The organism is Kitasatospora sp. NPDC001132 (assembly GCF_053598415.1).
Genome location: NZ_JBSFKF010000009.1, coordinates 87,741 through 107,911, shown reverse-complemented (window position 1 = coordinate 107,911; position 20,171 = coordinate 87,741). Strand labels below are relative to the sequence as shown.

The 20,171-nt window shown below is 74.9% G+C and carries 16 protein-coding genes; 13 read left to right on the top strand and 3 right to left on the bottom strand.

What is annotated here, in order from left to right; translation table 11 throughout:
- The first annotated feature begins 293 nt into the window (after positions 1-293).
- From ACWDBE_RS15000 to ACWDBE_RS14970, 7 genes are all read left to right on the top strand, one after another.
- Positions 294-1,361: an RNA ligase (ATP) gene (locus tag ACWDBE_RS15000; RefSeq protein WP_449808207.1), complete on the top strand. Its 1,068-nt coding sequence runs from the start codon at positions 294-296 to the stop codon at positions 1,359-1,361.
- A gap of 121 nt (positions 1,362-1,482) precedes the next feature.
- Positions 1,483-2,886 carry a cytochrome P450 gene (locus ACWDBE_RS14995; RefSeq protein WP_449808206.1) on the top strand — a complete coding sequence of 468 codons (1,404 nt, stop codon included), beginning with the start codon at positions 1,483-1,485 and terminating at the stop codon, positions 2,884-2,886.
- Between the two features lie 379 nt (positions 2,887-3,265).
- Positions 3,266-4,144 (top strand): MHYT domain-containing protein, encoded by an 879-nt coding sequence (locus ACWDBE_RS14990; protein WP_449808205.1) that lies wholly within the window; start codon positions 3,266-3,268, stop codon positions 4,142-4,144.
- Between the two features lie 114 nt (positions 4,145-4,258).
- Positions 4,259-7,339, top strand: a complete 3,081-nt coding sequence (locus ACWDBE_RS14985; protein WP_449808204.1) for a nitrate- and nitrite sensing domain-containing protein — start codon at positions 4,259-4,261, stop codon at positions 7,337-7,339.
- Positions 7,336-7,746, top strand: coding sequence for a roadblock/LC7 domain-containing protein (locus tag ACWDBE_RS14980; RefSeq protein ID WP_449808203.1), 411 nt, complete (start codon positions 7,336-7,338; stop codon positions 7,744-7,746). The genes ACWDBE_RS14985 and ACWDBE_RS14980 overlap by 4 nt, the downstream gene beginning before the upstream one ends.
- A gap of 125 nt (positions 7,747-7,871) precedes the next feature.
- Positions 7,872-8,219: a DUF742 domain-containing protein gene (locus tag ACWDBE_RS14975; protein WP_392913937.1), complete on the top strand. Its 348-nt coding sequence runs from the start codon at positions 7,872-7,874 to the stop codon at positions 8,217-8,219.
- A 115-nt stretch (positions 8,220-8,334) separates the two neighbouring features.
- A complete protein-coding gene (locus ACWDBE_RS14970; protein ID WP_449791667.1) occupies positions 8,335-8,907 on the top strand; it encodes a GTP-binding protein in 573 nt (190 codons plus the stop codon).
- A gap of 192 nt (positions 8,908-9,099) precedes the next feature.
- Here the strand turns inward: ACWDBE_RS14970 and ACWDBE_RS14965 are convergent, their stop codons facing one another.
- Positions 9,100-9,471 carry a hypothetical protein gene (locus tag ACWDBE_RS14965; protein WP_449808202.1) on the bottom strand — a complete coding sequence of 124 codons (372 nt, stop codon included), beginning with the start codon at positions 9,469-9,471 and terminating at the stop codon, positions 9,100-9,102.
- 298 nt (positions 9,472-9,769) lie between these two features.
- Between ACWDBE_RS14965 and ACWDBE_RS14960 the strand changes: the two genes are divergently transcribed.
- Together ACWDBE_RS14960 and ACWDBE_RS14955 are read left to right on the top strand one after the other, a co-directional pair.
- A complete protein-coding gene (locus ACWDBE_RS14960; RefSeq protein WP_449808201.1) occupies positions 9,770-10,408 on the top strand; it encodes an RNA polymerase sigma factor in 639 nt (212 codons plus the stop codon).
- A gap of 30 nt (positions 10,409-10,438) precedes the next feature.
- Positions 10,439-11,566: a hypothetical protein gene (locus tag ACWDBE_RS14955; protein ID WP_449808200.1), complete on the top strand. Its 1,128-nt coding sequence runs from the start codon at positions 10,439-10,441 to the stop codon at positions 11,564-11,566.
- A 144-nt stretch (positions 11,567-11,710) separates the two neighbouring features.
- Here the strand turns inward: ACWDBE_RS14955 and ACWDBE_RS14950 are convergent, their stop codons facing one another.
- The gene (locus ACWDBE_RS14950) at positions 11,711-13,126 is read right to left on the bottom strand and encodes a cation:dicarboxylate symporter family transporter (protein ID WP_449791627.1); all 1,416 of its coding nucleotides are present in this window, start codon (positions 13,124-13,126) and stop codon (positions 11,711-11,713) included.
- A 259-nt stretch (positions 13,127-13,385) separates the two neighbouring features.
- Here ACWDBE_RS14950 and ACWDBE_RS14945 point away from each other — a divergent pair, with 259 nt between their 5' ends.
- From ACWDBE_RS14945 to ACWDBE_RS14930, 4 genes are all read left to right on the top strand, one after another.
- Positions 13,386-15,272: an ATP-binding protein gene (locus tag ACWDBE_RS14945; protein ID WP_449808199.1), complete on the top strand. Its 1,887-nt coding sequence runs from the start codon at positions 13,386-13,388 to the stop codon at positions 15,270-15,272.
- On the top strand, positions 15,269-16,021 hold the full coding sequence (locus tag ACWDBE_RS14940) for a response regulator (RefSeq protein WP_449791625.1): 753 nt from the start codon (positions 15,269-15,271) through the stop codon (positions 16,019-16,021). The genes ACWDBE_RS14945 and ACWDBE_RS14940 overlap by 4 nt, the downstream gene beginning before the upstream one ends.
- Positions 16,022-16,297: 276 nt before the next feature.
- Positions 16,298-17,755 carry a diaminobutyrate--2-oxoglutarate transaminase gene (locus ACWDBE_RS14935; protein ID WP_449791624.1) on the top strand — a complete coding sequence of 486 codons (1,458 nt, stop codon included), beginning with the start codon at positions 16,298-16,300 and terminating at the stop codon, positions 17,753-17,755.
- Positions 17,752-19,266, top strand: coding sequence for a pyridoxal phosphate-dependent decarboxylase family protein (locus tag ACWDBE_RS14930; RefSeq protein WP_449791623.1), 1,515 nt, complete (start codon positions 17,752-17,754; stop codon positions 19,264-19,266). Before ACWDBE_RS14935 ends, ACWDBE_RS14930 begins: the two co-directional genes overlap by 4 nt.
- 96 nt (positions 19,267-19,362) lie before the next feature.
- Here ACWDBE_RS14930 and ACWDBE_RS14925 read toward each other — a convergent pair whose 3' ends face one another.
- Positions 19,363-20,160, bottom strand: a complete 798-nt coding sequence (locus tag ACWDBE_RS14925) for an inositol monophosphatase family protein (RefSeq protein ID WP_449791666.1) — start codon at positions 20,158-20,160, stop codon at positions 19,363-19,365.
- Between the last annotated feature and the right edge of the window lie 11 nt (positions 20,161-20,171).

Sequence of the window (20,171 nt, the reverse complement as noted above, 5' to 3'; positions counted from 1 at the left end):
TCGCACGGCGCAGGCCGATGCCGGCGGGTGGCGGCCGGTGACAGCCGGGTGGCGGCCCTCGGACTGGCGTGGAACGGCGCGTCCGGGATCGTGAGTGCCCGGCGTGAGTGCCCGGCGTGAGTGCCCGGCGTGAGTGCCCGGCGTGCGCCCCCGGCGTGCGTGCGCCGTAAGGGGCGCGCGGAAATTGTGTCGCGCCGTAAACGGCCGGACGGTCACAGTGGTCGCTGTCCGTACATGCGGCCGGGGGCGCTCAGAGGCGCCGCCGCGGCCGAACCAAGGGGAGGGGTCCGTCCGTGTCCACGCTGCGCGTCACCGCCGAGAAGCTGGTCATCCTGGAGCACCCGAACGCCGATGCCCTGGAGCTCGCCCAGGTCGGCCTCTACCGCGCGGTGGTCGCGAAGGGTGCCTACCGGACCGGGGACCACGCCGTCTACATCCCCGAACAGGCCGTCCTCCCCGAGGGGTTGATCGACGAGCTGGGGCTGACCGGCAAGCTGGCCGGCACCCGGGCGAACCGGGTGAAGGCGGTACGGCTGCGCGGCGAGCTGTCCCAGGGCATCGTCTGCCGGCCCGCCGCGCTCGCCGGCTCCGACCTGGCCGCCGCGGCCGAGCGCGGCGAGGACTTCGCCGAGCTGCTCGGGATCGTCAAGTGGCAGCCGCCGGTGCCGACGTCGATGAGCGGCGACGTGGTCAGCGCGCCGGACCTGCTGCCCTGGGTGGACATCGAGAACCTCAAGCGCTACCCCGACGTCTTCGCGCCGGGCGAGCCCGTGGTGCTGACCGAGAAGCTGCACGGCAGTTGCTGCCTGGTCACGTACTTTGCCGCCACCGGCGAGGTGCAGGTGTCCTCCAAGGGCATCGGCGCGCAGGGGCTGGCGCTGGCCGAGGACGAGCGCAACCTGTACTGGCGGGCGGTGCGGGCGTACGGCATCCCGGAGGTGGCGGCGCGGCTGGCCGAGCGCCTCGGGGCCGAGCGGGTCGGCATCTTCGGCGAGGTCTTCGGCGAGGGGGTGCAGGACCTGGGTTACGGTGCCTCGGCGCGCAGCGAGCGCCCCGGCTACGCGGCCTTCGACGTGTCGGCCCTGATCGACGGACAGCTGAACTGGCTGTCGTCAGTAGAACTCCTGGACGGTGAGCTGCCGTTGGCTCCGGAGCTGTGGCGCGGGCCGTTCGACCCGGAGACCGTGCTGGCGTTCGCCCGGGGCAAGGAGACCGTTTCCGGACGTCAACTGCACCTGCGGGAGGGCGTGGTGGTGCGGCCGGTCACCGAGCGGTGGAGCCCGGTGCTCGGCGGGCGGGCGATCGCCAAAGTGGTCAGCGACGCTTACCTGACCCGCAAGGGGGGCACCGAATACGAGTGAGACGGGTCCGGATCCGACCGGGCGGATCAGCCCGGTCGGGCGGGTCCGGGCGCGGCTCCTCTCGGTGCTGACTGCCCGTCGGGAGAGACGGCGGGCGCATCCCCGTACAGAAGGAGTGCCGATGGCCACCGACGTCATCCCCGTGCGCGCCCCCGGGCTCGTGCCCGCCCCCACCTCCGCGATACCCGTACCGTCCGGGAACCGTCTGGTCGGATCGTTGTTCGACCTCACCCGTCGCCCGCTGCGCAGCTACCTCGCGGCCCACCGCGAACACGGCGACGTGGTGCGTTTCCAGGCCGGGCCGCCCGGGCTGCGGGCCGACTTCTACGGGGTGTTCTCGCCGGAGGGCGTCCGCCAGGTGCTGGCCGGCGACGCGGCCAACTTCCGCAAGGAGAGCTCCTTCTACGACGAACTGCGCACCAGTGTCGGCAACGGGCTGCTGACCAGCCAGGACGCCGACTACCAGCGTCAACGACGGATGATACAGCCGCTGTTCACGCGGCGCCGGGTGGACGGCTACGCGGACGCGCTGGCGCAGGAGGCGCAGTCGCTCGTCGAGCGCTGGCGGGCGGTGCCCGACGGGGTGGTGGACGCGGCGGAGGAGACGTCCCGGTTCGCGCTGCGGGCGGTCGCGCGCATCCTCTTCGGCGCCGACGTGCAGGAGGCGATCGCGGTGGTGCACCACAGCTTCCCGGTGCTCGGCGGGTACGTGAAGGAGCGCGGCTACGCCCCGGTCCGCCTTCCGCGCACCTGGCCGACCCCGGCCAACCGGCGCGGCACCGAGGCCCAGCGGGCGCTGTACGGGGTCTGCGACCGGATCATCGCCGAACGGGCCGCGCGCGGCGACGACGAGGCCGCGGACGACCTGCTCACCCTGCTCGGGCGGGCCCGCGACGACGACGGCGCGCGGCTCGACCCGGCCGAACTCCGCGACCAGGTCCTTGTGTTCCTGCTCGCCGGGCACGAGACCACGGCCACCGCGCTGGCCTTCGCGCTGCACCTGCTGGCGATCCACCCCGAACAGCGGCGGCTCGCCCGGGAGGAGGCGCGGACCGTCCTGGCCGGGCGGGCGCCGACGGCGGCGGACCTGGACGCGCTGCCGTACATCACCCGGGTGTTGAAGGAGGCGATGCGCCTCTACCCGTCGGCGGCCCTGGGCGGGCGGCGGGCGGTCGAGGAGACCGTCATCGACGGGTACGTGATCCCGGCAGGGGCACAGGTGGTCGTCGCGCCGCTGGTCACCCACCGGCACCCGGACCACTGGGAGGAGCCGGAGCGGTTCGACCCGGACCGCTTCCTGCCGGAGGCGGAGCGGGCGCGGCACCGGTACGCCTGGTTCCCGTTCGGCGGTGGGCCGCGGGCCTGCATCGGTCAGCACTTCTCGATGCTGGAGGCCGTGCTGGCCCTGGGGGTGCTGCTGCGGGACTTCGAGCTGGAGGCGGTGGACCGGCGGGTGGCGCTGGCGCAGGGGATCACGCTGCGGGCGGCGAGCCCGATGCGGATCCGGGTGACGCCGGGCGACTGACGGGCGGCTTGCGGTAGGCGGGCGACAAGCTGACAGGCGACAGCCGACGGGGTTCAGCGGACAGATGACAGATTTCAAACTCTGTTATCTGTCCGCTGTTCGCTGTCGGTTGTCCGCTGTCGTCCGTACGTCGCCCGCCGCGCGCTCGTCGACCGTCCGCTGGGTACACGACCGGGCCATTCGAACACACCACCCGTGTGTCACGGGCAGCTTTTCAGATCTTTGTCTGACCGATTCCGGCCTCTCGGTAGCGTCCCACGCACCCCGGACCGGAAGCGCACATGCGGCTGGCATATGCCATTCACGCAGTCCGCCCGGCCAGGGGAGCCCGGGCGCACCGCGTACCGCCCCCGGGCCCGACCGGTCGACCGGAGGTCCCATGGGCACCCTCAACAATCTCAGCCTCGGCTGGCTGACCCCCGCCCTCTCGTACCTGATGGCCTGCGCCGGCGCCGCCCTCGGGCTGCGCTGCACGCTGCGCGGCCTCACCGCGAGCGGCCCGGCCCGGCGGAACTGGCTGGTCACGGCCGCTGCCGCGATCGGCTCCGGCATCTGGACCATGCACTTCGTCGCCATGTTCGGCTTCACCGTCGACGGCACCGAGCTGCGCTACAACGTGCCGCTGACCCTCCTCAGCCTCGTGGTCGCGGTGCTGGTCACCGGCCTCGGCCTGACCGTGGTCTGCTACGGCTGGCACCGCGGCCTCTCCCTGCTCTCCGGCGGCGTCACCACCGGCCTCGGCGTCGCCGCGATGCACTACCTGGGCATGGCCGCCCTCCGGATGCACGGCGGACTGCACTACGACCCCGGAACGGTCGCGGCCTCCGTACTGGTCGCCGTCGGTGCCGCCACCGCCGCGCTCTGGTCCGCCGTCACCATCCGCAACGTGTACGCGGCCGCGGCCGCCGCGATGGCCATGGGCCTCGCCGTCAGCTGCATGCACTACACCGGCATGGCCGCCGTCCACGTCCGGCTGGAGCCGACCCGCACGGAGCTCGGCGGAGTCAGCCCGATGGAGTTCGTCTTCCCGCTCGCCGTCGGCCTCGGCTCCTTCCTCTTCCTCGCCTCCGCCTTCGTGGCGCTCTCGCCGACCGCCCAGGAGCGGGCCGGCTACCGGGCGGCCGGCGAGCCGTCCATCGGCGAGCCGTCCATCGGCGAGCACCCCGGCGAGCCCCCGCACTCCGGGCCCGCTCCGCACGGGCCCGCTCCGCACGGGCCGTCCCCGGCCGAGGCGGGGGCCGGGCAGCGCGCCGCCTGAGCTGCGCATCCGCCGCGGCGCGTTCTGCAAGCCGCCTGAGCCGCACGCCTTCCGCCTTCCCGTTTTCCCGCTTTCCCGTTTTCCCGCTCTCCCCGCCCGAAAGGCTCCTCACCCATGCGAGAAGACCGCGGTACCGCCCCCGGTACCCGTCGGGGTGCCCATGCCGGGCCGCCCGCCCGTCCGCCGCGCCCGGGCCCGTGGCTGCGCGGGCTGCGCCCCCGGAGCGTCCGCGCCCGGATCATCGCGCTGCTGATGGTCCCGGTCGTCTCCGTCATCGCGCTGTGGGGGTTCGCCACCGTCACCACCGCCCAGGGCGTCTGGGGTCTGATGCGCCAGCGCGATGCCCAGCGCACCCTGCTCACCCCCGTCGCCGAAACCGTCGCCGGGCTGCAGGCCGAACGCACCGCCGTCGGTCAGCTGCTGGCGGCCCCGGCGCCGGCCCCCACCGCCGTCCGGGAGAGCGCCCTGCGCGAGGCGGCGGCGGCCACCGACCGGGCGCTCACCCCGCTTTTCCCGGACGCCCACCGCCCCGACCGGGGCTACAACCGCGCCGACGCCCAGGGACTGGGCGGTGAGGCGGCGGCCAGGCTGGACGCCCTCGGCAGCTCGCTCGCCGCCCTGCCCGTCCTGCGCGACCGGGTCCTGGCCAGGAGCGTCGGCTGGCCCGAGGCGTACGCCGTGTACGGCGAGGCGGTGGACCGGGCGCTCGCCGCCGCCGGCGCCGTCGCGCCCTTCCAGGACCGCCAGGTGGCCGCCGACGCCCGGGTGCTGCTGGAGCTGGCCCGCTCCCGTGAGCTGCTCGCCCGCGAGGACGCGCTGCTGCGCGCCGCCCAGTTGTCCGGCGGGCTCGGTGACGACCAGCTGCGGGAGTTCTCCGGCGCGGCCTTCGCCCGGCGGGAGTTCGAGCGGGGTGCCGCCGCCGACCTGCGCCCCGCCGACCGGGAGTCGCTGCTCGCCGTCACCGGTGGCCAGGACCACCGCGAGCTGGCCGGGTACGAGGACAGGGTGCGGACGGCCGCCGACGGGCGGATCGCGGTCGCCGCGGTGCAGGCCGACCGCTGGGCGATGGTCGCGGGCAATGTGGCCGGCGCCCTGCGGACCGTCGAGGACCGGGCCGGACGGGTCGCCGCCGAGCGCCAGGACCCCTACGCCCTGGGCCTGTTCACCCCGGCCGGGATGGCCGTGCTGCTCGGCCTGGTCGGCGTGGTGGCCTCGCTGGTGATCTCGGTGCAGATCGGTCGCGGTCTGGTCAGCGAGCTGATCGGCCTGCGCAATTCGGCACTGGAGCTGGCCGGGCGCAAACTCCCGGCGACCATGCGGAAGTTGCGCGCGGGCGAGGAGGTGGACATCGAGGCCGAGGCGCCCCGGCCGGTGGGGCGGGACGACGAGATCGGCCAGGTGCACCGGGCGCTGGGCACCGTCCAGCGGGCTGCCGTCACGGCGGCGGTCGAGCGGGCCGAAGTGCTCTCCGGCGTCTCCGGGGTGTTCGTCAACCTCGCGCGCCGCAGCCAGGTCCTGGTGCACCGCCAACTCACCCTGCTGGACGCGATGGAGCGCCGCACCGACGACCCGTCCGAGCTGGCCGACCTGTTCCGGCTGGACCACCTCACCACCCGGATGCGCCGCCACGCCGAGGGCCTGATCATCCTCTCCGGGGCCGCTCCCGGCCGTGGCTGGCGCCGACCCGTCCCGCTGGTGGACGTGGTGCGCGCGGCCGTCTCGGAGGTCGAGGAGTACGCCCGGGTCGAGGTCCACCCGCTGCCGTGCGCGGCCGTGGTCGGCCACGCCGTCGCGGACCTCACCCACCTGGTGGCCGAACTGGTCGAGAACGCCACCGGGTTCTCCCCGCCGCACACCCGGGTGCACATCCGGGGCGAACGGGTCGGCAACGGCTTCGCGTTGGAGATCGAGGACCGCGGCCTCGGCATGGGCCCGGAGGTGCTGGCCTCGGCCAACCGCCGGATCGCCGCCGTCGAGCAGAGCGACCTCTTCGACAGCGACCGGCTCGGCCTGTTCGTGGTCAGCCGGCTCGCCCGGCGGCAGGACGTCAAGGTCTCGCTGGTGACCTCCGCGTACGGCGGCACCACCGCGGTGGTCCTGCTGCCGACCACGCTGCTGGCCGACGAGGCGGCGGCGGAGGCGATGGCGGCGGAGACGATGGAGCCGGAGGCGATGGAGGCGGGGGACGTGCGACACGACGTCGAGCCGGTGGCGCCCCTGCCGTCCGCAGCGGCGCCGGGCGGTGCGGCGGCCGGGGAGGCGCCGATGGGGCCGCTACCTGCCGAGTGGGCACAAGCCGGTCTTCCGGAGCGGGAGTTCACGGCGGTGCACGCCCGCGGGGAGGGGGCGACGGGCGATCCGGGCAGCGCCGTGGGCAACGCGTCGAGCGGCGGCCCGAGCGGCGGCCCGAGGCGCCGGGAGCACCCGCAGGGCAGGACCGGCGACGGGTTTCCGGCGGTGGGTGGGCCATCGCCGGAGGGTGGGGCTCTGCTGGCGTTCGGTGTCCGGGGCAGTGACCCGGGGCCGGTGCGCCGCACCCCCTTCCGGGCCGACGGCGCCCGGGTGACCGGTCCGGCCGCGGGCGGGGGTGCGGGTGCGACCGCCCGTCCGCGGTCCGGACCGCCGCAGCCGTACGGCGCGGAGCCGTACCGTACGGAACCCCAGGCCGAACCGGTACCCGGGCCCGGCGGCGCGGGCGACGCCAGGCCGGAGGACCGGCGATCGGGTGGCCAACGACCGGGCGGCCGGCGATCGGAGCGCCACCGACCGGGCGGCCACCGGCCGGACGATCACCGACTCGACGATCACCGACCGGAGGCCCGGCGATCGGAGGCCCGACCTGCGAGCGGCCACGTACCGGACGGTCACCCAGCCGACCCGGGCCCCGCCGAGCTGCCGCGCCGGACCCGCCAGGCGAGCCTCGCGCCGCAACTGCGCGAGGCCCCGGCCCGCCCGACCGCGCGCGGCCGCGGTACGGCTGCCGCCTCCTCGGCCGATCCCGGAGCCGGCGACGGCCTTGGCGCCGCGGGCCGCAGCCCCGAGGAGGCGCGGGCGGCGATGTCCGCCTTCCAGAACGGATGGGCGCGCGGCCTGTACCCGGAGGGCCGGCCGGACGGGCAACCCGCCGACCCTCCGCAGCCGCCGCGGGCACGCCACCCCCGACACCCGTTCCGACCCGAAGGAGAGCGTCCGTGATCGCCACCACCCACCGCGCGGGGGAGCTGAACTGGCTCCTCGACGAGCTGGTCCAGCGCGCCGCCGAACTCCGCTTCGCCGTGATGCTCTCCGCCGACGGCCTGGCCATGGGCACCTCGGCCGGCCTGGCCCGCGAGGACGGGGAGCATCTGGCGGCCGTCGCCTCCGGCTTCCACAGCCTGGCCAAGGGCGCCGGCCGACACTTCGGCGCGGGCGAAGTCCGCCAGACCATGGTCGAGTTGGAGGGCGGGTACCTGCTGGTCGCGGCGGCCGGGGAGGGCACCTGCCTCGCCGTGTTCGCCACCGCCCGGGCCGACCTCGGCCTGATCGCCTACGAGATGGCCAGACTGGTCCGCCGGGTCGGCGAGCACCTGAGCGCCCCGCCGCGGGCGGTGGGCGGCCGGTGAGTCCGGTGCCCCACCCGTACCGGGGGCGACATCCGGAGCACCCGAGGGCCGAACCCGACGGGCACTCCCGCAATCCGCTCGCCGCCGCCCACCGGTCCCGCTGGTACGACGACGACGCCGGGCCGGTGGTCCGCCCGTACGCGATGACCCGGGGGCGCACCGGGGCCGGGGAGCAGCAGTTCGACCTGATCGCCGTGGTGGTCACCGAGTTGCCCGACCCGGTGCTCGTGCCGGACGCGCCCGAGCCGCCGGTCGGCCCTGAACAGGCGCGGATCCTCGCGCTGTGCCGGGGGACCCCGCTGTCCGTGGCCGAGCTGGCCGCCGACCTCGACCTGCCGGTGGGCGTCGTGCGGGTACTGCTCGGCGACCTGCTGGCGGCCGGGCTCATCCGGGTCCGCCGCCCCGTCCCGCCCGCCCTGCTCCCCGACGAGCGCATCCTCCAGGAGGTCATCCGTGGACTCCGCGCACTCTGACCGCCCGCCCGCCCCGTCCGCGTCGGCAGCCCCGTCCGGGCCGCCCGCGCCGTACGACGGACCGGATCCATACGACGGACCGAATCCGTTCGACGCCGAGGATCCCGACGGCACGGTGCTCGCGCTCAAGATCCTGGTGGCGGGGGGATTCGGGGTGGGGAAGACGACACTGGTCGGCGCGGTCAGTGAGATCCGGCCGCTGCGCACCGAGGAACGGCTGACCGAGGCCGGGCGCGAGGTGGACGACCTGGACGGCGTGGAGCGGAAGTCCACCACCACGGTGGCGATGGACTTCGGCCGGATCACCATCCGCGAGGGGCTGGCGGTCTACCTGTTCGGCACCCCGGGGCAGGACCGGTTCTGGTTCCTCTGGGACGAGCTGGCCCAGGGGGCGCTCGGTGCGGTGGTGCTCGCCGACACCCGTCGGCTGACGGACTGCTTCCCGGCCGTCGACTTCTTCGAACACCGGGGAATTCCCTTCGTGGTCGCGGTGAACCGTTTCGCCGGGACACGGGAGTTCGGTCCGGAGGAGGTCGCCCGCGCATTGGACCTGGACGCGGGCACACCCGTGCTGCTGTGCGACGCGCGCCACCGGGCCTCGGGCAAGGAGGTGCTGATCAACCTGGTCGAGCACGCGGGCCGGGTGCACGCCGCCAGGCTGCTCGCGGACGCCTCACCGGTGGGCTGAGGCGGGCAGGCGGGCCGAGGCACCGACGGGCGGACAGCGTGCGGCGGACGGATGACAGCTGACAGATTTCGAAATCTGTCAGCTGTCATCTGTCCGCCGTCGATCGTCGACGGTGGTCGTCGGCGGTCGGTCGATCGGTCGTCCGCGTTCGGCCGGGGGTGCTCCGGCCGTTCCGCCTAGGGCGTCAGCGGTTCAGCTGTGCCACTGGAACACGACCCGCGTCCAGGTGGACCCGGGGCAGTTGCCCCAGACCGCCCAGGCCTCCGGTCGTGCGCCGATCCACAGGCCGGTGCTGTACGAGCCGTCGGCGCAGTACGTGATGGTGCGCAGTCGTCCGGAATAGACGTTGCAGCGGCCCTCCCAGCGCCAGCCGTAGTTGCCGGTGATGACGCAGCGGTAGGTGTCGGTCGCGACGGTGTTCCAGGCCGGGATGGCGTCGGGGGTCGTGGTCTGGATCCGGACCGTCGCCGCGGCGGCCGGCGGGGTGGTGGTCCCGAGTACGCCGAGGGCGGCCGTGGCCGCCAGTCCGAACATGGCGAACTTCCTGGCGATGCAGCCTCGCACGGTGGTTCTCCTTGTCGAGGGGTTCTCGTCGGGCGGGGCGCCCCGACCGCCCGGATGTCTGCCGGGAGGTGAACTCCCGCCTCCCGCGCGGTCGGTGACATGTTGCACACGATTGACTGCGCACAGTGAAACGACGAACTATGATGTGACCTGTGTCACAAGTCATCCGGTTGGCCTACGGCGCTCCGTCGTCAAGGCCGGCCTGGTGCTCGGGGTGCCGATTTCCGGGGAGAGCGGCATGGCGGATTGCAGTGGTCGGAATGCGGGCGGCGGACGGGAAGCGGACTGCGCTCCCGGCGTGAGCAGTGGTCAATCGGCAGAGTTCAACCGGGTGTTCACGGATCTGCTGCCCAGGCTCCAGCAGGCGGCGGCCTCCCTCGCCGGCGGCCCGATCGGAGCGGGAGACGTCGTCCACGACGCGTACCTCCGGATCGCCCGCCGGCCGGAGCGCTTCCTAGGCCATCCGCAGCCGTACGCCTACGCGTTCACCACGATGGTGAACATCCTGCGCGACCAGTGGCGCCGGGAGCGCCGGCGGGTGCCGATGCCCGAGGTGCCGGAGGCGGGCGACGTCGGCGAGCGGGACCGGGGTGCTGCCGACTCCTGGGCCGGCGGGATGGCCGAGTCGCAGGCGCGCTGGGAGGTGCTGCGCCTGTTGGGCTTCCTGACGGTTAAGCAGGCCCGCGCGGTGGTGCTGGTGGACCTCGACGGCTACAGCATCGACGAGGCCGCCGAACTGCTCGGGCTGCACCGCAGTACGCTCGCTGTCACCCGGCGCCGCGCCCACGGCCGACTGCGCGCGATCCTCCAGCAGGAACGCGACCGGGAACGCGACCGGGAACGTGCCCGCGGGCGTGACCGCGGGCGCGACCGAGGGGGTCGGGACGGGTGTGCGATCGCCGCTCCGACGCACCGGTCTGACGGCAAGTCAAACTGATGCGGCGCCCCGGCCCGTACCCTGCGAATCGTGATCACGTACGAGGACGGCCGCCTGCGCGCACTGGCCGAGGACGGCCGCTGGCCCGAGTTGCTCGCCGCCTACCGGCAGGGCCGGGCGGCCGCCGTGGCCGAGGCCGGTGAGGAGGCCGCGGCCGTGCTGACGGCACCGCTCGGCCACCTGATCGCCTACGCGGCGCCGCCCGAGCTGGCCGTCCGGCTGTTCGACGGGGACGGCGGCGCGGGGACGGCGGCCGGGGTGGCCGACCACGACGCCGGCCCGCTCTGGGAAGTGCTGGCGACCAGGCACTCCTGGTCGCGGCTGGCCCCGCTGCTGGGCCCGGCCCCGGTGCGACGGCTGGTCGCGCACACCCGGGCACTGCTCGGCGAGGACCTCTCGCACGGGTCCGAGCCGCACGGGTCCGAGCCGCACGGGTCCGAGCCGCACGGGTCCGAGTCGCACCGGTCCGAGTCGTGCGGCTCCGGGCCGTACGGGCCCGAGTCCGACCCCGAGGGCGTGCCGTTGCGCCTGGAGCCGTGGGAGGCGTCGGGCTGGGACGAGGCGGCCCGGGTGCGCGAGTACCTGCCCGGCGGGGGTGCGCGCAGCGCGCTGCTGACCCTGCCTGCCAGCCGGGAGGGCCTGGGTGAGGTGGAACTGCCACCGGCGGAGGAGTCGGCCGGACGCCCGGACGGGCCGCGGGTCACCCGGGCGCTGGCCGGGCTGGGGGCACTCGCGCCGTGGGCGGCGGCGGCCTGTGTCCGCGGTCCGGCCCCGGCGGCGGCCGCCCTGCTCGCCCGCGACCGTCGGGTGATCGGCGGGTACCTGCCGTTCCCGCTCGCCTATCCGGCGCTGGTGCGGGCCGCCGCCGTGGGGCGGGATCAGGGCTGCGCGCACGGGCGGTTGGCGCTGTGGCGGGCGCTGGCCGCGATGGCTGCGATGGGCGGTGCGGACACGGCGGACGGGGCGGGCACTTGGGAGAGGGCAGCCGGGACGGCTGGGACGCGCGGAGTGGACCGCGCCGAGGTGAACGCGCTGGTGGCCCGGATGCGCTGCTTCACCTGGCAGGAGCCGTCGGCCGGGCTGCACCATCTGCACGTCGCGCTGGAGGATCCGGCCAGCGGGGTGGCCTGGGTGGTCAGCGGCTCGCAGGAGCTGTGACGAGCGAGTCGCGAGGCCCGTCCGGGCTGGCCGACCGGTCCGGGAACGACGAGGCCCCGGCTCGGGGAAGACGAAGCCCCGGTCCGGCGCCGTCCGGATTGGTGGAGGCGCCGGGCCGGGGGAGTGCGAGGGCCGCTGCCGGGCTCAGACGCCGGCGGGAGCGGCGCCCTGGGCGGGAACGGTCTCGGGGGCGGCAGCCGCCGAACCGTCCGCCGCGGTGGCCGGGCCGGCGGGCGCGCCGTGGACGTCGACCAGCGTCTGCTCGTCGAACGGCAGCTCGCCGGCCAGCACCCGCCGGGAGCGCTCGGTGTCGAGCTCGCCGGTCCAGTGCCCGATCAGGACGGTCGCGACGGCGTTGCCCGCGAAGTTGGTGAGGGCGCGGGCCTCCGACATGAAGCGGTCGATGCCGACGATCAGGCCGACCCCGTCCACCAGCGCGGGCTTGTGCGACTGCAGCCCGCCCGCGAGGGTGGCCAGTCCGGCCCCGGTGACCCCGGCCGCGCCCTTGCTCGCGATCACCATGAAGACCAGCAGCGAGAGCTGCTCGCCGAGCGACATCGGCTTGTCCATCGCCTCGGAGATGAAGATCGAGGCCATGGTCAGGTAGATGGCGGTGCCGTCGAGGTTGAAGCTGTAGCCGGTCGGCACGGTGATGCCGACGACCGGGCGGCTGACGCCCAGGTGCTCCATCTTGGCGATCAGGCGGGGCAGCGCGCTCTCGGAGGAGGAGGTGGAGAGGATCAGCAGGAACTCGCGGCCGAGGTACTTCAGCAGCGAGAACACGTTGACCCCGGCGACCAGGCGCAGCAGCGTGCCCAGCACCACGACGACGAACAGCACGCAGGTGACGTAGAAGCCGATCATGATGACGGCCAGGCTCTTCAGCGCGGCGGTGCCGGTGGCTCCGACCACGGCGGCCATGGCCCCGAAGGCGCCGATCGGCGCGACCCACATGATCATCGACATGATCCGGAAGACCAGCCGCTGCAAGTGCTCGATCCCGCGCAGGACCGGCGCGCCGGCCGTGCCCATCGCCTGGAGGGCGAAGCCGGCGAGCAGGGCGACCAGCAGGGTCTGGAGCACCTTGCCCTGGGTGAGGGCCGAGAACAGGGTCTCGGGGATCATCCCGAGCAGGAAGTCGGTGGTCGACTGGGCGCCGCCGGCGGCCGCCTGGGCGTGGCCGGACTTGGCGAGCGCGGCGGTCAGGTGCAGGCCGCCGCCGGGCTCCAGCAGGTTGCCGACGACCATGCCGATGCCCAGCGCGACGGTCGACATGGCGAGGAAGTAGCCGATGGCGAGGCCGCCGACCTTGCCGACCTTGGCGGCCTTGGTCACCGAGCCGATGCCCAGGACGATGGTGCAGAAGATCACCGGGCTGATCATCATCTTGATCAGGTTGACGAAGCCCGTACCGACCGGCTTCAGCTCCACAGCGAAACCGGGGGCGGCCAGGCCGACCACCACACCCGCGACCACCGCGGCGATCACGGCGATGTAGAGGTAGTGGGTCCGGTCCTTGCGTCTGGGTCCTGCCGCCGTGGCGGCTCCGGTGATCGACATCTGCGGCTCCCTTGCCGTGCAGTCCTGGTGGCCCCGGGGGATGGGCCGCTCTGACTATGGGCCCGGAGGTGACGGAGGTCACGTTTGCGTTCATAGAGTTCATGAACGGTGCGGGTGGTCCGGATGTCCCGGCCGCGAACGGTGCGGGCTGTGATCAGTGCGGGCCGCGAACGGTGCGGGCCGGGCGGGCACGGGTGGGCTGCTCCCGCCCGTCGCCGTGCCCTGGGGGCGTCCGGGAGTGTGGTGCACACTGGCAGGCATGTCCGAGCGCACCGCCCCCACCGCCCCGCGCCGCCGTTCGCACCGGTCGACGGGCCGCGGGCCCCGGCGGCTGGTCCGCAGCCTGGCCGGGCAGCTGTTCGTCGTCCAGGTGGTGATCGTCGCCGCCGTGGTCGCCGGCGGCGCGGTGCTCGCGTACCTCTTCACCGCCGGCCGCACCGAGGACGCCGCCCGCCGCCAGGTGACCGCGGTCGCGCACGCCGTCGCGGACTCGCCGTCCGTCCGTGCGGCCGTCGGCGGCCCGGACCCGACCGCGGTGCTCCAGCCGTACGTCGAGCAGGTACGGGCCGACACCGGGGTCTCCTTCATCACCGTCATGGACACCGACGGCGTGCGCTGGACCCACCCGCTGCCCGAGCAGATCGGCCGGACCTACCTCGGGCACATCGACTGGGCGCTCGCCGGGCAGACCCGCAGCGAGACGTACACCGGAACGCTCGGCCCGTCCGTCCGGGTGGTCACCCCGGTCTGGGACGACCAGCACCGGGTGGTCGCGCTGGTCAGCGCGGGCCTCACGGTGGAGTCGATCTCCGCGCAGCTGAGCGGTCCGCTGCTCGCCCTGGTCGGGGTGGCGGTGGCCGCGCTCGCGCTCGGTGGCGTCGGCACCTACCTCGCCAACTCCCGGCTGCGGCGGCACACCCACGGGATGGGGCCGGACGAGCTGAGTCACCTCTACGAGTACCACCAGGCCACCCTGCACGCGGTGCGCGAGGGGCTGGTCCTGGTCGACCGCTCGCACCGGGTGGTGCTGTGCAACGACGCCGCCCGTGAACTGCTCGGACTGGCGGGTGACTTGGAGGGACGTCCGGTGGTGGAGCTGGGCCTGCCGGAGGCGCTGGTCGCGGCCGTGCTGGGGAAGGAGCCGGTCCGGGACGAGGTGCACCTGACGGCCGAGCGGGTCGTCGTGCTGAACACCTCCACCATCGGCGCCGGTACCGGCCTCGGTCGGGTGGTCACCCTCCGGGACCACACCGAACTCCAGGCACTCAGCGGCGAGTTGGACTCGGTACGCGGCTTCACCGAGGCGCTCGGCGCGCAGGCGCACGAGGCCGCCAACCGGCTGCACGCCGTGGTCTCGCTGATCGAACTGGGTCGCCACGAGCAGGCGGTGGAGTTCGCGACCGCCGAGCTCGAACTCGCCCAGCAGCTCACCGACCGGGTGGTCGCGGCGGTGAGCGAGCCGGTGCTGGCCGCGCTGCTGCTCGGCAAGGCGGCCCAAGCCGCCGAACGGGGTGTGGAGTTGACCCTCACCGAGGACAGCCGGATCGACGACGGGGTGCTGCCGCCCGGGCTCTCCGCACGAGACCTGATCACCGTGCTCGGCAACCTCATCGACAACGCCGTGGACGCCGCGATCGCCGGAGCGGCCGAGAGCCCCGTCCCGCCGGAGGTCACCGTCACGGCGCGGATCGCCGACGGCCGGGACTGCGGCGTTCGGGACGATGGCGTTCGGGATGGCGGCAGTCGGGACGGCGTCGGTCGGGATCGCGGGAGCGACGGCCGGGGCGACGACGGGGACGCGGGGGCGCCAGGCGCGTGCCTGCTACTGCGGGTCGCCGACACCGGCGCGGGGATCGACCCGGGCGCGGTCGAGGACGTGTTCCGGCGCGGCTGGAGCACCAAGCAGGACGGCCGTGGGCACGGGCTCGGGCTGGCGCTGGTCGCCCAGGCCGCGCGGCGCAACGGCGGCACCGTCGAGGTCGGACGGGAGCGTGGCGCGGTGCTCACGGTGCGGCTTCCGCTGGCCGGCCGGCCGGGTGGGCCGGGGGAGCCGGGAGGAGCGGCGGGCGAATCGGAGGAGTCCGCGGACCGGGCCGACCAGGCCGCCCGGTCTGCCGGTCGGGAACAGGAAGGGGCCCTGGCATGAGTGGCGCCGCCGACAGCACGGCCGACACCGGGATCGGCGCCCCCGCCGGGAAGGAGATCTCCGTCCTGGTGGTCGAGGACGACCCGGTGGCCGCCGCAGCGCACACCCTGTACGTGCGGCGCGAGCCCGGCTTCCACGCCGCGGGGACGGTCCACAGCTGCGCCGACGCGCTGCGCTTCCTGGACCGGGCCCGCGCGGCCGGGACGCCCGTCGACCTCACCCTGCTCGACCTCTACCTGCCGGACGGCCACGGGCTCCAGCTCTGCCGCACCCTGCGCGCGGCCGGTCACAGCACCGACGTCATCGCGGTGACCTCGGCCCGTGACCTCGCCATGGTCCGGCAGGCCGTCTCCGCGGGCGTCGTGCAGTACCTGCTGAAACCGTTCAGCGCGGCCGCCCTGCACGACCGTCTGGAGCGTTACGCCCGCTACCGCGACAGCCTCGGGCGCACCGGCGAGGCGACCGGCCAGGAGGAGGTCGACCAGGCGTTCGCGCTGCTCCGCACGCCGGAGCGCACCACCCTGCCCAAGGGGCTGAGCGCGCCCACCCTGGACTCCGTCGCCTCGGTCCTGCGCGAAGCGGCCACCGGACTGTCGGCCGCGGCCGCCGGCGCCGCCGCCGGGGTCTCGCGGATCACCGCGCGGCGCTACCTGGAGCACCTGGTGGAGACCGGGTGCGCGGTGCGGGAGCCGCAGTACGGCAGCGTCGGGCGACCGGAGCTCTGCTACCGGTGGAGGAGCCGGGCCTGACGGTTCACCGAGCCCGAGTCAGAGCCCGAGCCCGGCCCGAGCCCGAGCCCGGCCCCGAGCCCGAGTCCGGGCTCGGGGCCGGGCTCGGGGCCGTATCCGGACCCGGACCGTCGGTCGGAGGGGGCGTCGAGGTCCGGGCCGTGACCTTTCCACGCGGCGCTCGTTGGGCGAACCGGGGGAGGTTCACTCGCGCGGGTGGTTCTGGGGCCCCGGGGGCATTCCGCCAGGTCACGGCCAGTAAAGTTAGGCTTACCTAACTTCCCCTGGGGGTTTCTCGTGTCGCTCGCTGCCGTACCCGTCCAGGCCACCTCCGGAACCCCGGCCGCCGGTGAAGCCATCCTGCGCCGTCAGCGCGTCCGCGAGTCCGCCGCCAGAACCTACGCCCGCTCTTTCCCGATCGTCCCGGTCCGCGCCCACGGCATGACCGTCGAGGGTGCCGACGGACGGCGCTACCTGGACTGCCTCTCCGGCGCCGGCACGCTCGCCCTGGGCCACAACCACCCGGTGGTGCTGGAGGCGATCCGCCGCACCCTCGACAGCGGCGCCCCGTTGCACCTGCTCGACCTCGCCACCGCGGAGAAGGACGACTTCACCAGCGCGCTGTTCGAGAGCCTGCCCGCGGAGTTCGCCGCCCGCGCCCGGGTGCACTTCTGCGGACCGGCCGGGACGGACGCCGTCGAGGCCGCCCTCAAGCTGATGCAGACCGCCACCGGCCGCTCCGGCGCGCTCGCCTTCACCGGCGCCTACCACGGCATGACCGCCGGCGCCCTCGCGCTCACCGGCAACGTCGCCGTCAAGGAGCCGCTGCCGAGCGGCGGCGAGGTCGCCCGGCTGCCGTACCCGTACGGTTACCGCTGCCCGTTCGGGGTCGGCGGCGAGGCGGGTGCCGAACTCGCCGAGACGTACGTGGAGCGGCTGCTGGACGACCCGGCGGGCGGTGTGGTGGCGCCCGCCGCGATGATCCTGGAGGCCGTCCAGGGCGAGGGCGGGGTCGTCCCCGCGCCCGACGGGTGGCTGCGCGCGATGCGCCGGATCACCGCCGAGCGCGGCATCCCGCTGATCGTCGACGAGGTGCAGACCGGAGTCGGCCGCACCGGGGCGATGTGGGCGATCGAGCACAGTGGCATCGTCCCGGACGCCATGGTTCTTTCCAAGGCGATCGGCGGCAGCCTGCCGCTTGCCGTCGTCGTCTACCGCGAGGACTACGACGGCTGGCGGCCCGGCGCCCACACCGGCACCTTCCGCGGCAACACCCTCGCCATGGCCGCCGGGGCCGCGACACTGCGCCACGTCGCGGCGAACGGGCTGGCCGAGCGGGCCGCCGCCGTCGGCGAGCGGATGGCGGCCCGACTGCGCGAACTCGCGGCCGACCTGCCGGTGATCGGCGACGTTCGCGGACGGGGGCTGATGCTCGGGGTCGAACTGGTCGACCCGGCGGCCGAGCCCGACGCGTGCGGCGCCCGGCCGGCCGACTCGGCGCTCGCGGTGCGGGTCCGGGAGGCGTGCCTGGCCCGGGGGCTGATCGTCGAACTCGGCGGACGCCACGACGCGGTGCTGCGGCTGCTCCCGCCGCTGACCATCACGGACGAACAGGTGGCGGCGGTGCTGGAGCGGCTGGCGGAGGCGATCGCGGCGGCTTCCGCGAGCGGGCCCGGCGGTGGGTCGTCGGGCGCGGTGGTACATGGTTCGGCAGGCGGTCCGGCGGGAGCGTCGGCGGTTCGGGGGAAGCGGTGACCGGGGCCGGAGCCGGCCCCGTCGGGCTCCCCCACGACAGCGTCGCGACGGACGCCCTGGCGGGCGGCGCGGCCGGGCCGGGCGCACTCGGACCGCTGCTGGCCACCGTCCTCGACTCCCTGGAGCGCGGCACCGCCACGCGCTCCGGACCGCTGCCGAAGGGCAGCCCGGCCGAGATCGCCGCACTCGTCGACGACGCGCTGGCCACCGCCGACGGACCCGGTGCGCTCGCCCGGCTCACCGAACTGCTCGCCCACGCCGCCGCCGACCCCGCCGACCCGGCCTGCGCCGCGCACCTGCACTGCCCGCCGCTCGCCGTCGCCGCCGCGGCGGACCTCGCGGTCAGCGCCCTCAACCCCTCCCAGGACTCCTGGGACCAGGCCCCCGCCGCCACCGCCCTGGAGAGCGCCCTGCTCGCCGAGATCGCCGGACTGGTCGGCTACGACCCGGACCGCGCCGCCGGCGTCCTCACCTCCGGCGGTACCGAGTCCAACCTCATGGGGCTCATGCTGGCGCGCGACCAGAAGCTCGGCGGCATCGTCGAGTTGGACGGCATCCCGGCCGGCGTCCGGCCGTGCATCCTCGCCTCCGAGGCCGCGCACTTCTCCGTCCAGCGCGCCGCCGCCCTGCTCGGACTCGGCGAGCGGGCCGTCATCCCCGTCCCGGTGGACCGGAGGCTGCGGATGCGCGAGGACGCACTCGAGCGGGCGATGTCCGAGGCCGACCGGGCCGGACGGACCCCGATCGCCGTCGTCGCCACCGCCGGCACCACCGACACCGGAGCCGTCGACCCGCTGCACGCCGCCGCCGACCTCGCCCGCCGCCACGGCGCCTGGCTGCACGTGGACGCCGCGTACGGCGGCGGGGCGCTGCTCTCCGACCGGCTCGCCCCACTGCTCGACGGCCTCGCCCGCGCCGACTCGGTCTCCCTCGACTGGCACAAGCTCGGCTGGCAGCCGGCCGCGGCCGGGATCTTCCTGGTGCGCCGCGCCGAGACCTACGCCTCGCTCGCCCGCCGAGCCGAGTACCTCAACCCGGCCGACGACGAGCGGGCCGGCTACCCCAGCCTGCTCGGCCGCTCGCTGCGCACCACCCGCCGGGCCGACGCCTTCAAGCTCGCCGTCACCCTGCGCACCCTCGGCCGCGACGGACTCGGCCGGCTGGTCGACGCCTGCCACGACCTCGCCCGCGCCACCGCCGACGCGGTGCGCGCCGACCCGGCGCTCGAACTCCACGCCGAGCCCGTGCTCACCGTCCTGCTCTTCCGGTACCGGCCGCCCGGCATGACGGACGAGACGGCGCTGGACGAGGTCAACGGGCGGCTGCGTCGCCTGCTGCTGCGCACCGGACGGGCGGTGGTCGGCCGCACCGAACTGCCGGGCGACGGTCCGGGCCGGGTTCGGCTGAAGCTCACGCTGCTGAACCCCCACACCACGGTGGAGGAGGTCGGCGCGCTGCTGCGGGAAGTGGTGGGCGCCGGCCGCGAGGTGGCGGGCGAGCGGGCGGGGTAGACGCCGGTCCGGCTGTGCGGGGCCGGAACGGGGCGCGGCCGGAAGGGGGCCAGGTGGGCGCGGCCGGAACGGTTCCGGGCGGGCGCGGCCGCGGGGTCAGCCGTCCAGCAGGATCGAGTGGGTGAGTTCCCAGGTCTCGGGGTCGGCGGCGACCAGGAGACCGTCCTCGCAGCCGGGGGCCTCGGGGCGGTACGGGGAGCCGTCCGGGCGGGCGGAGACACCGCCGGCCTCGGTGACCAGGAGGGAGCCGGGGGCGTGGTCCCAGGGGAGGGTGCGCCAGTAGAGGACGAAGTCGGAGCGGCCCTCGACGACGTCCGGGTACTCGATCCCGGCGGCGTGCCGACCGGGGGAGATCTCGCCGAAGGCCGCGATGTTGTCCTGGAGCCGGCGGCTGTGCTCGGCGTCGAGGTAGCGGCTCTTCACCGAGCCGCGCAGCTTCGCGACGTCCTTCGGCGCCGGGGGGCGGGTCAGGCGCACATCGTCGCGCCAGGCGCCGGAGCCCAGTTCGGCGCGGTAGGCGGTGGCGGTGGCGGGCTGCCAGATCCAGGAGGCGACGGTCCGGCCGGAACGGACCAGTGAGCACATCACGGCGTACTCGGGTCTGCCGGCGACGAAGTTCGCGGTGCCGTCCACCGGGTCGACCAGCCAGACGGCGGGCTCGTCGTGCAGGGCCATGGCGAGCGACGGATCGGCGGCGACCGCCTCCTCGCCGACCACGGGCACGGGGAGCAGCTCGTGCAGGCGGCGGGCGATGATCGCCTCGGCCTCGCGGTCGGCGACCGTCACGATCTCGCCGGGGGCCTTCTCCAGCACCTCGCCGGCGGTCAGCGCCCGGAAGCGGGGTTCCACCGCCTCGGCCGACGCCTCGGCGAGTATCTCCGCCACCTTGTCCATCAGCACGTTCG

Excerpts from the sequence above, each read along its gene's own strand:
- ACWDBE_RS14950 (WP_449791627.1), bottom strand. The coding sequence starts at position 13,126 with ATGTCGATCACCGGAGCCGCCACGGCGGCAGGACCCAGACGCAAGGAC.
- ACWDBE_RS14990 (WP_449808205.1), top strand. The coding sequence starts at position 3,266 with ATGGGCACCCTCAACAATCTCAGCCTCGGCTGGCTGACCCCCGCCCTC.
- ACWDBE_RS14940 (WP_449791625.1), top strand. The coding sequence starts at position 15,269 with ATGAGTGGCGCCGCCGACAGCACGGCCGACACCGGGATCGGCGCCCCC.
- ACWDBE_RS14925 (WP_449791666.1), bottom strand. The coding sequence starts at position 20,160 with ATGGACAAGGTGGCGGAGATACTCGCCGAGGCGTCGGCCGAGGCGGTG.
- ACWDBE_RS14985 (WP_449808204.1), top strand. The coding sequence starts at position 4,259 with ATGCGAGAAGACCGCGGTACCGCCCCCGGTACCCGTCGGGGTGCCCAT.
- ACWDBE_RS14995 (WP_449808206.1), top strand. The coding sequence starts at position 1,483 with ATGGCCACCGACGTCATCCCCGTGCGCGCCCCCGGGCTCGTGCCCGCC.
- ACWDBE_RS14945 (WP_449808199.1), top strand. The coding sequence starts at position 13,386 with ATGTCCGAGCGCACCGCCCCCACCGCCCCGCGCCGCCGTTCGCACCGG.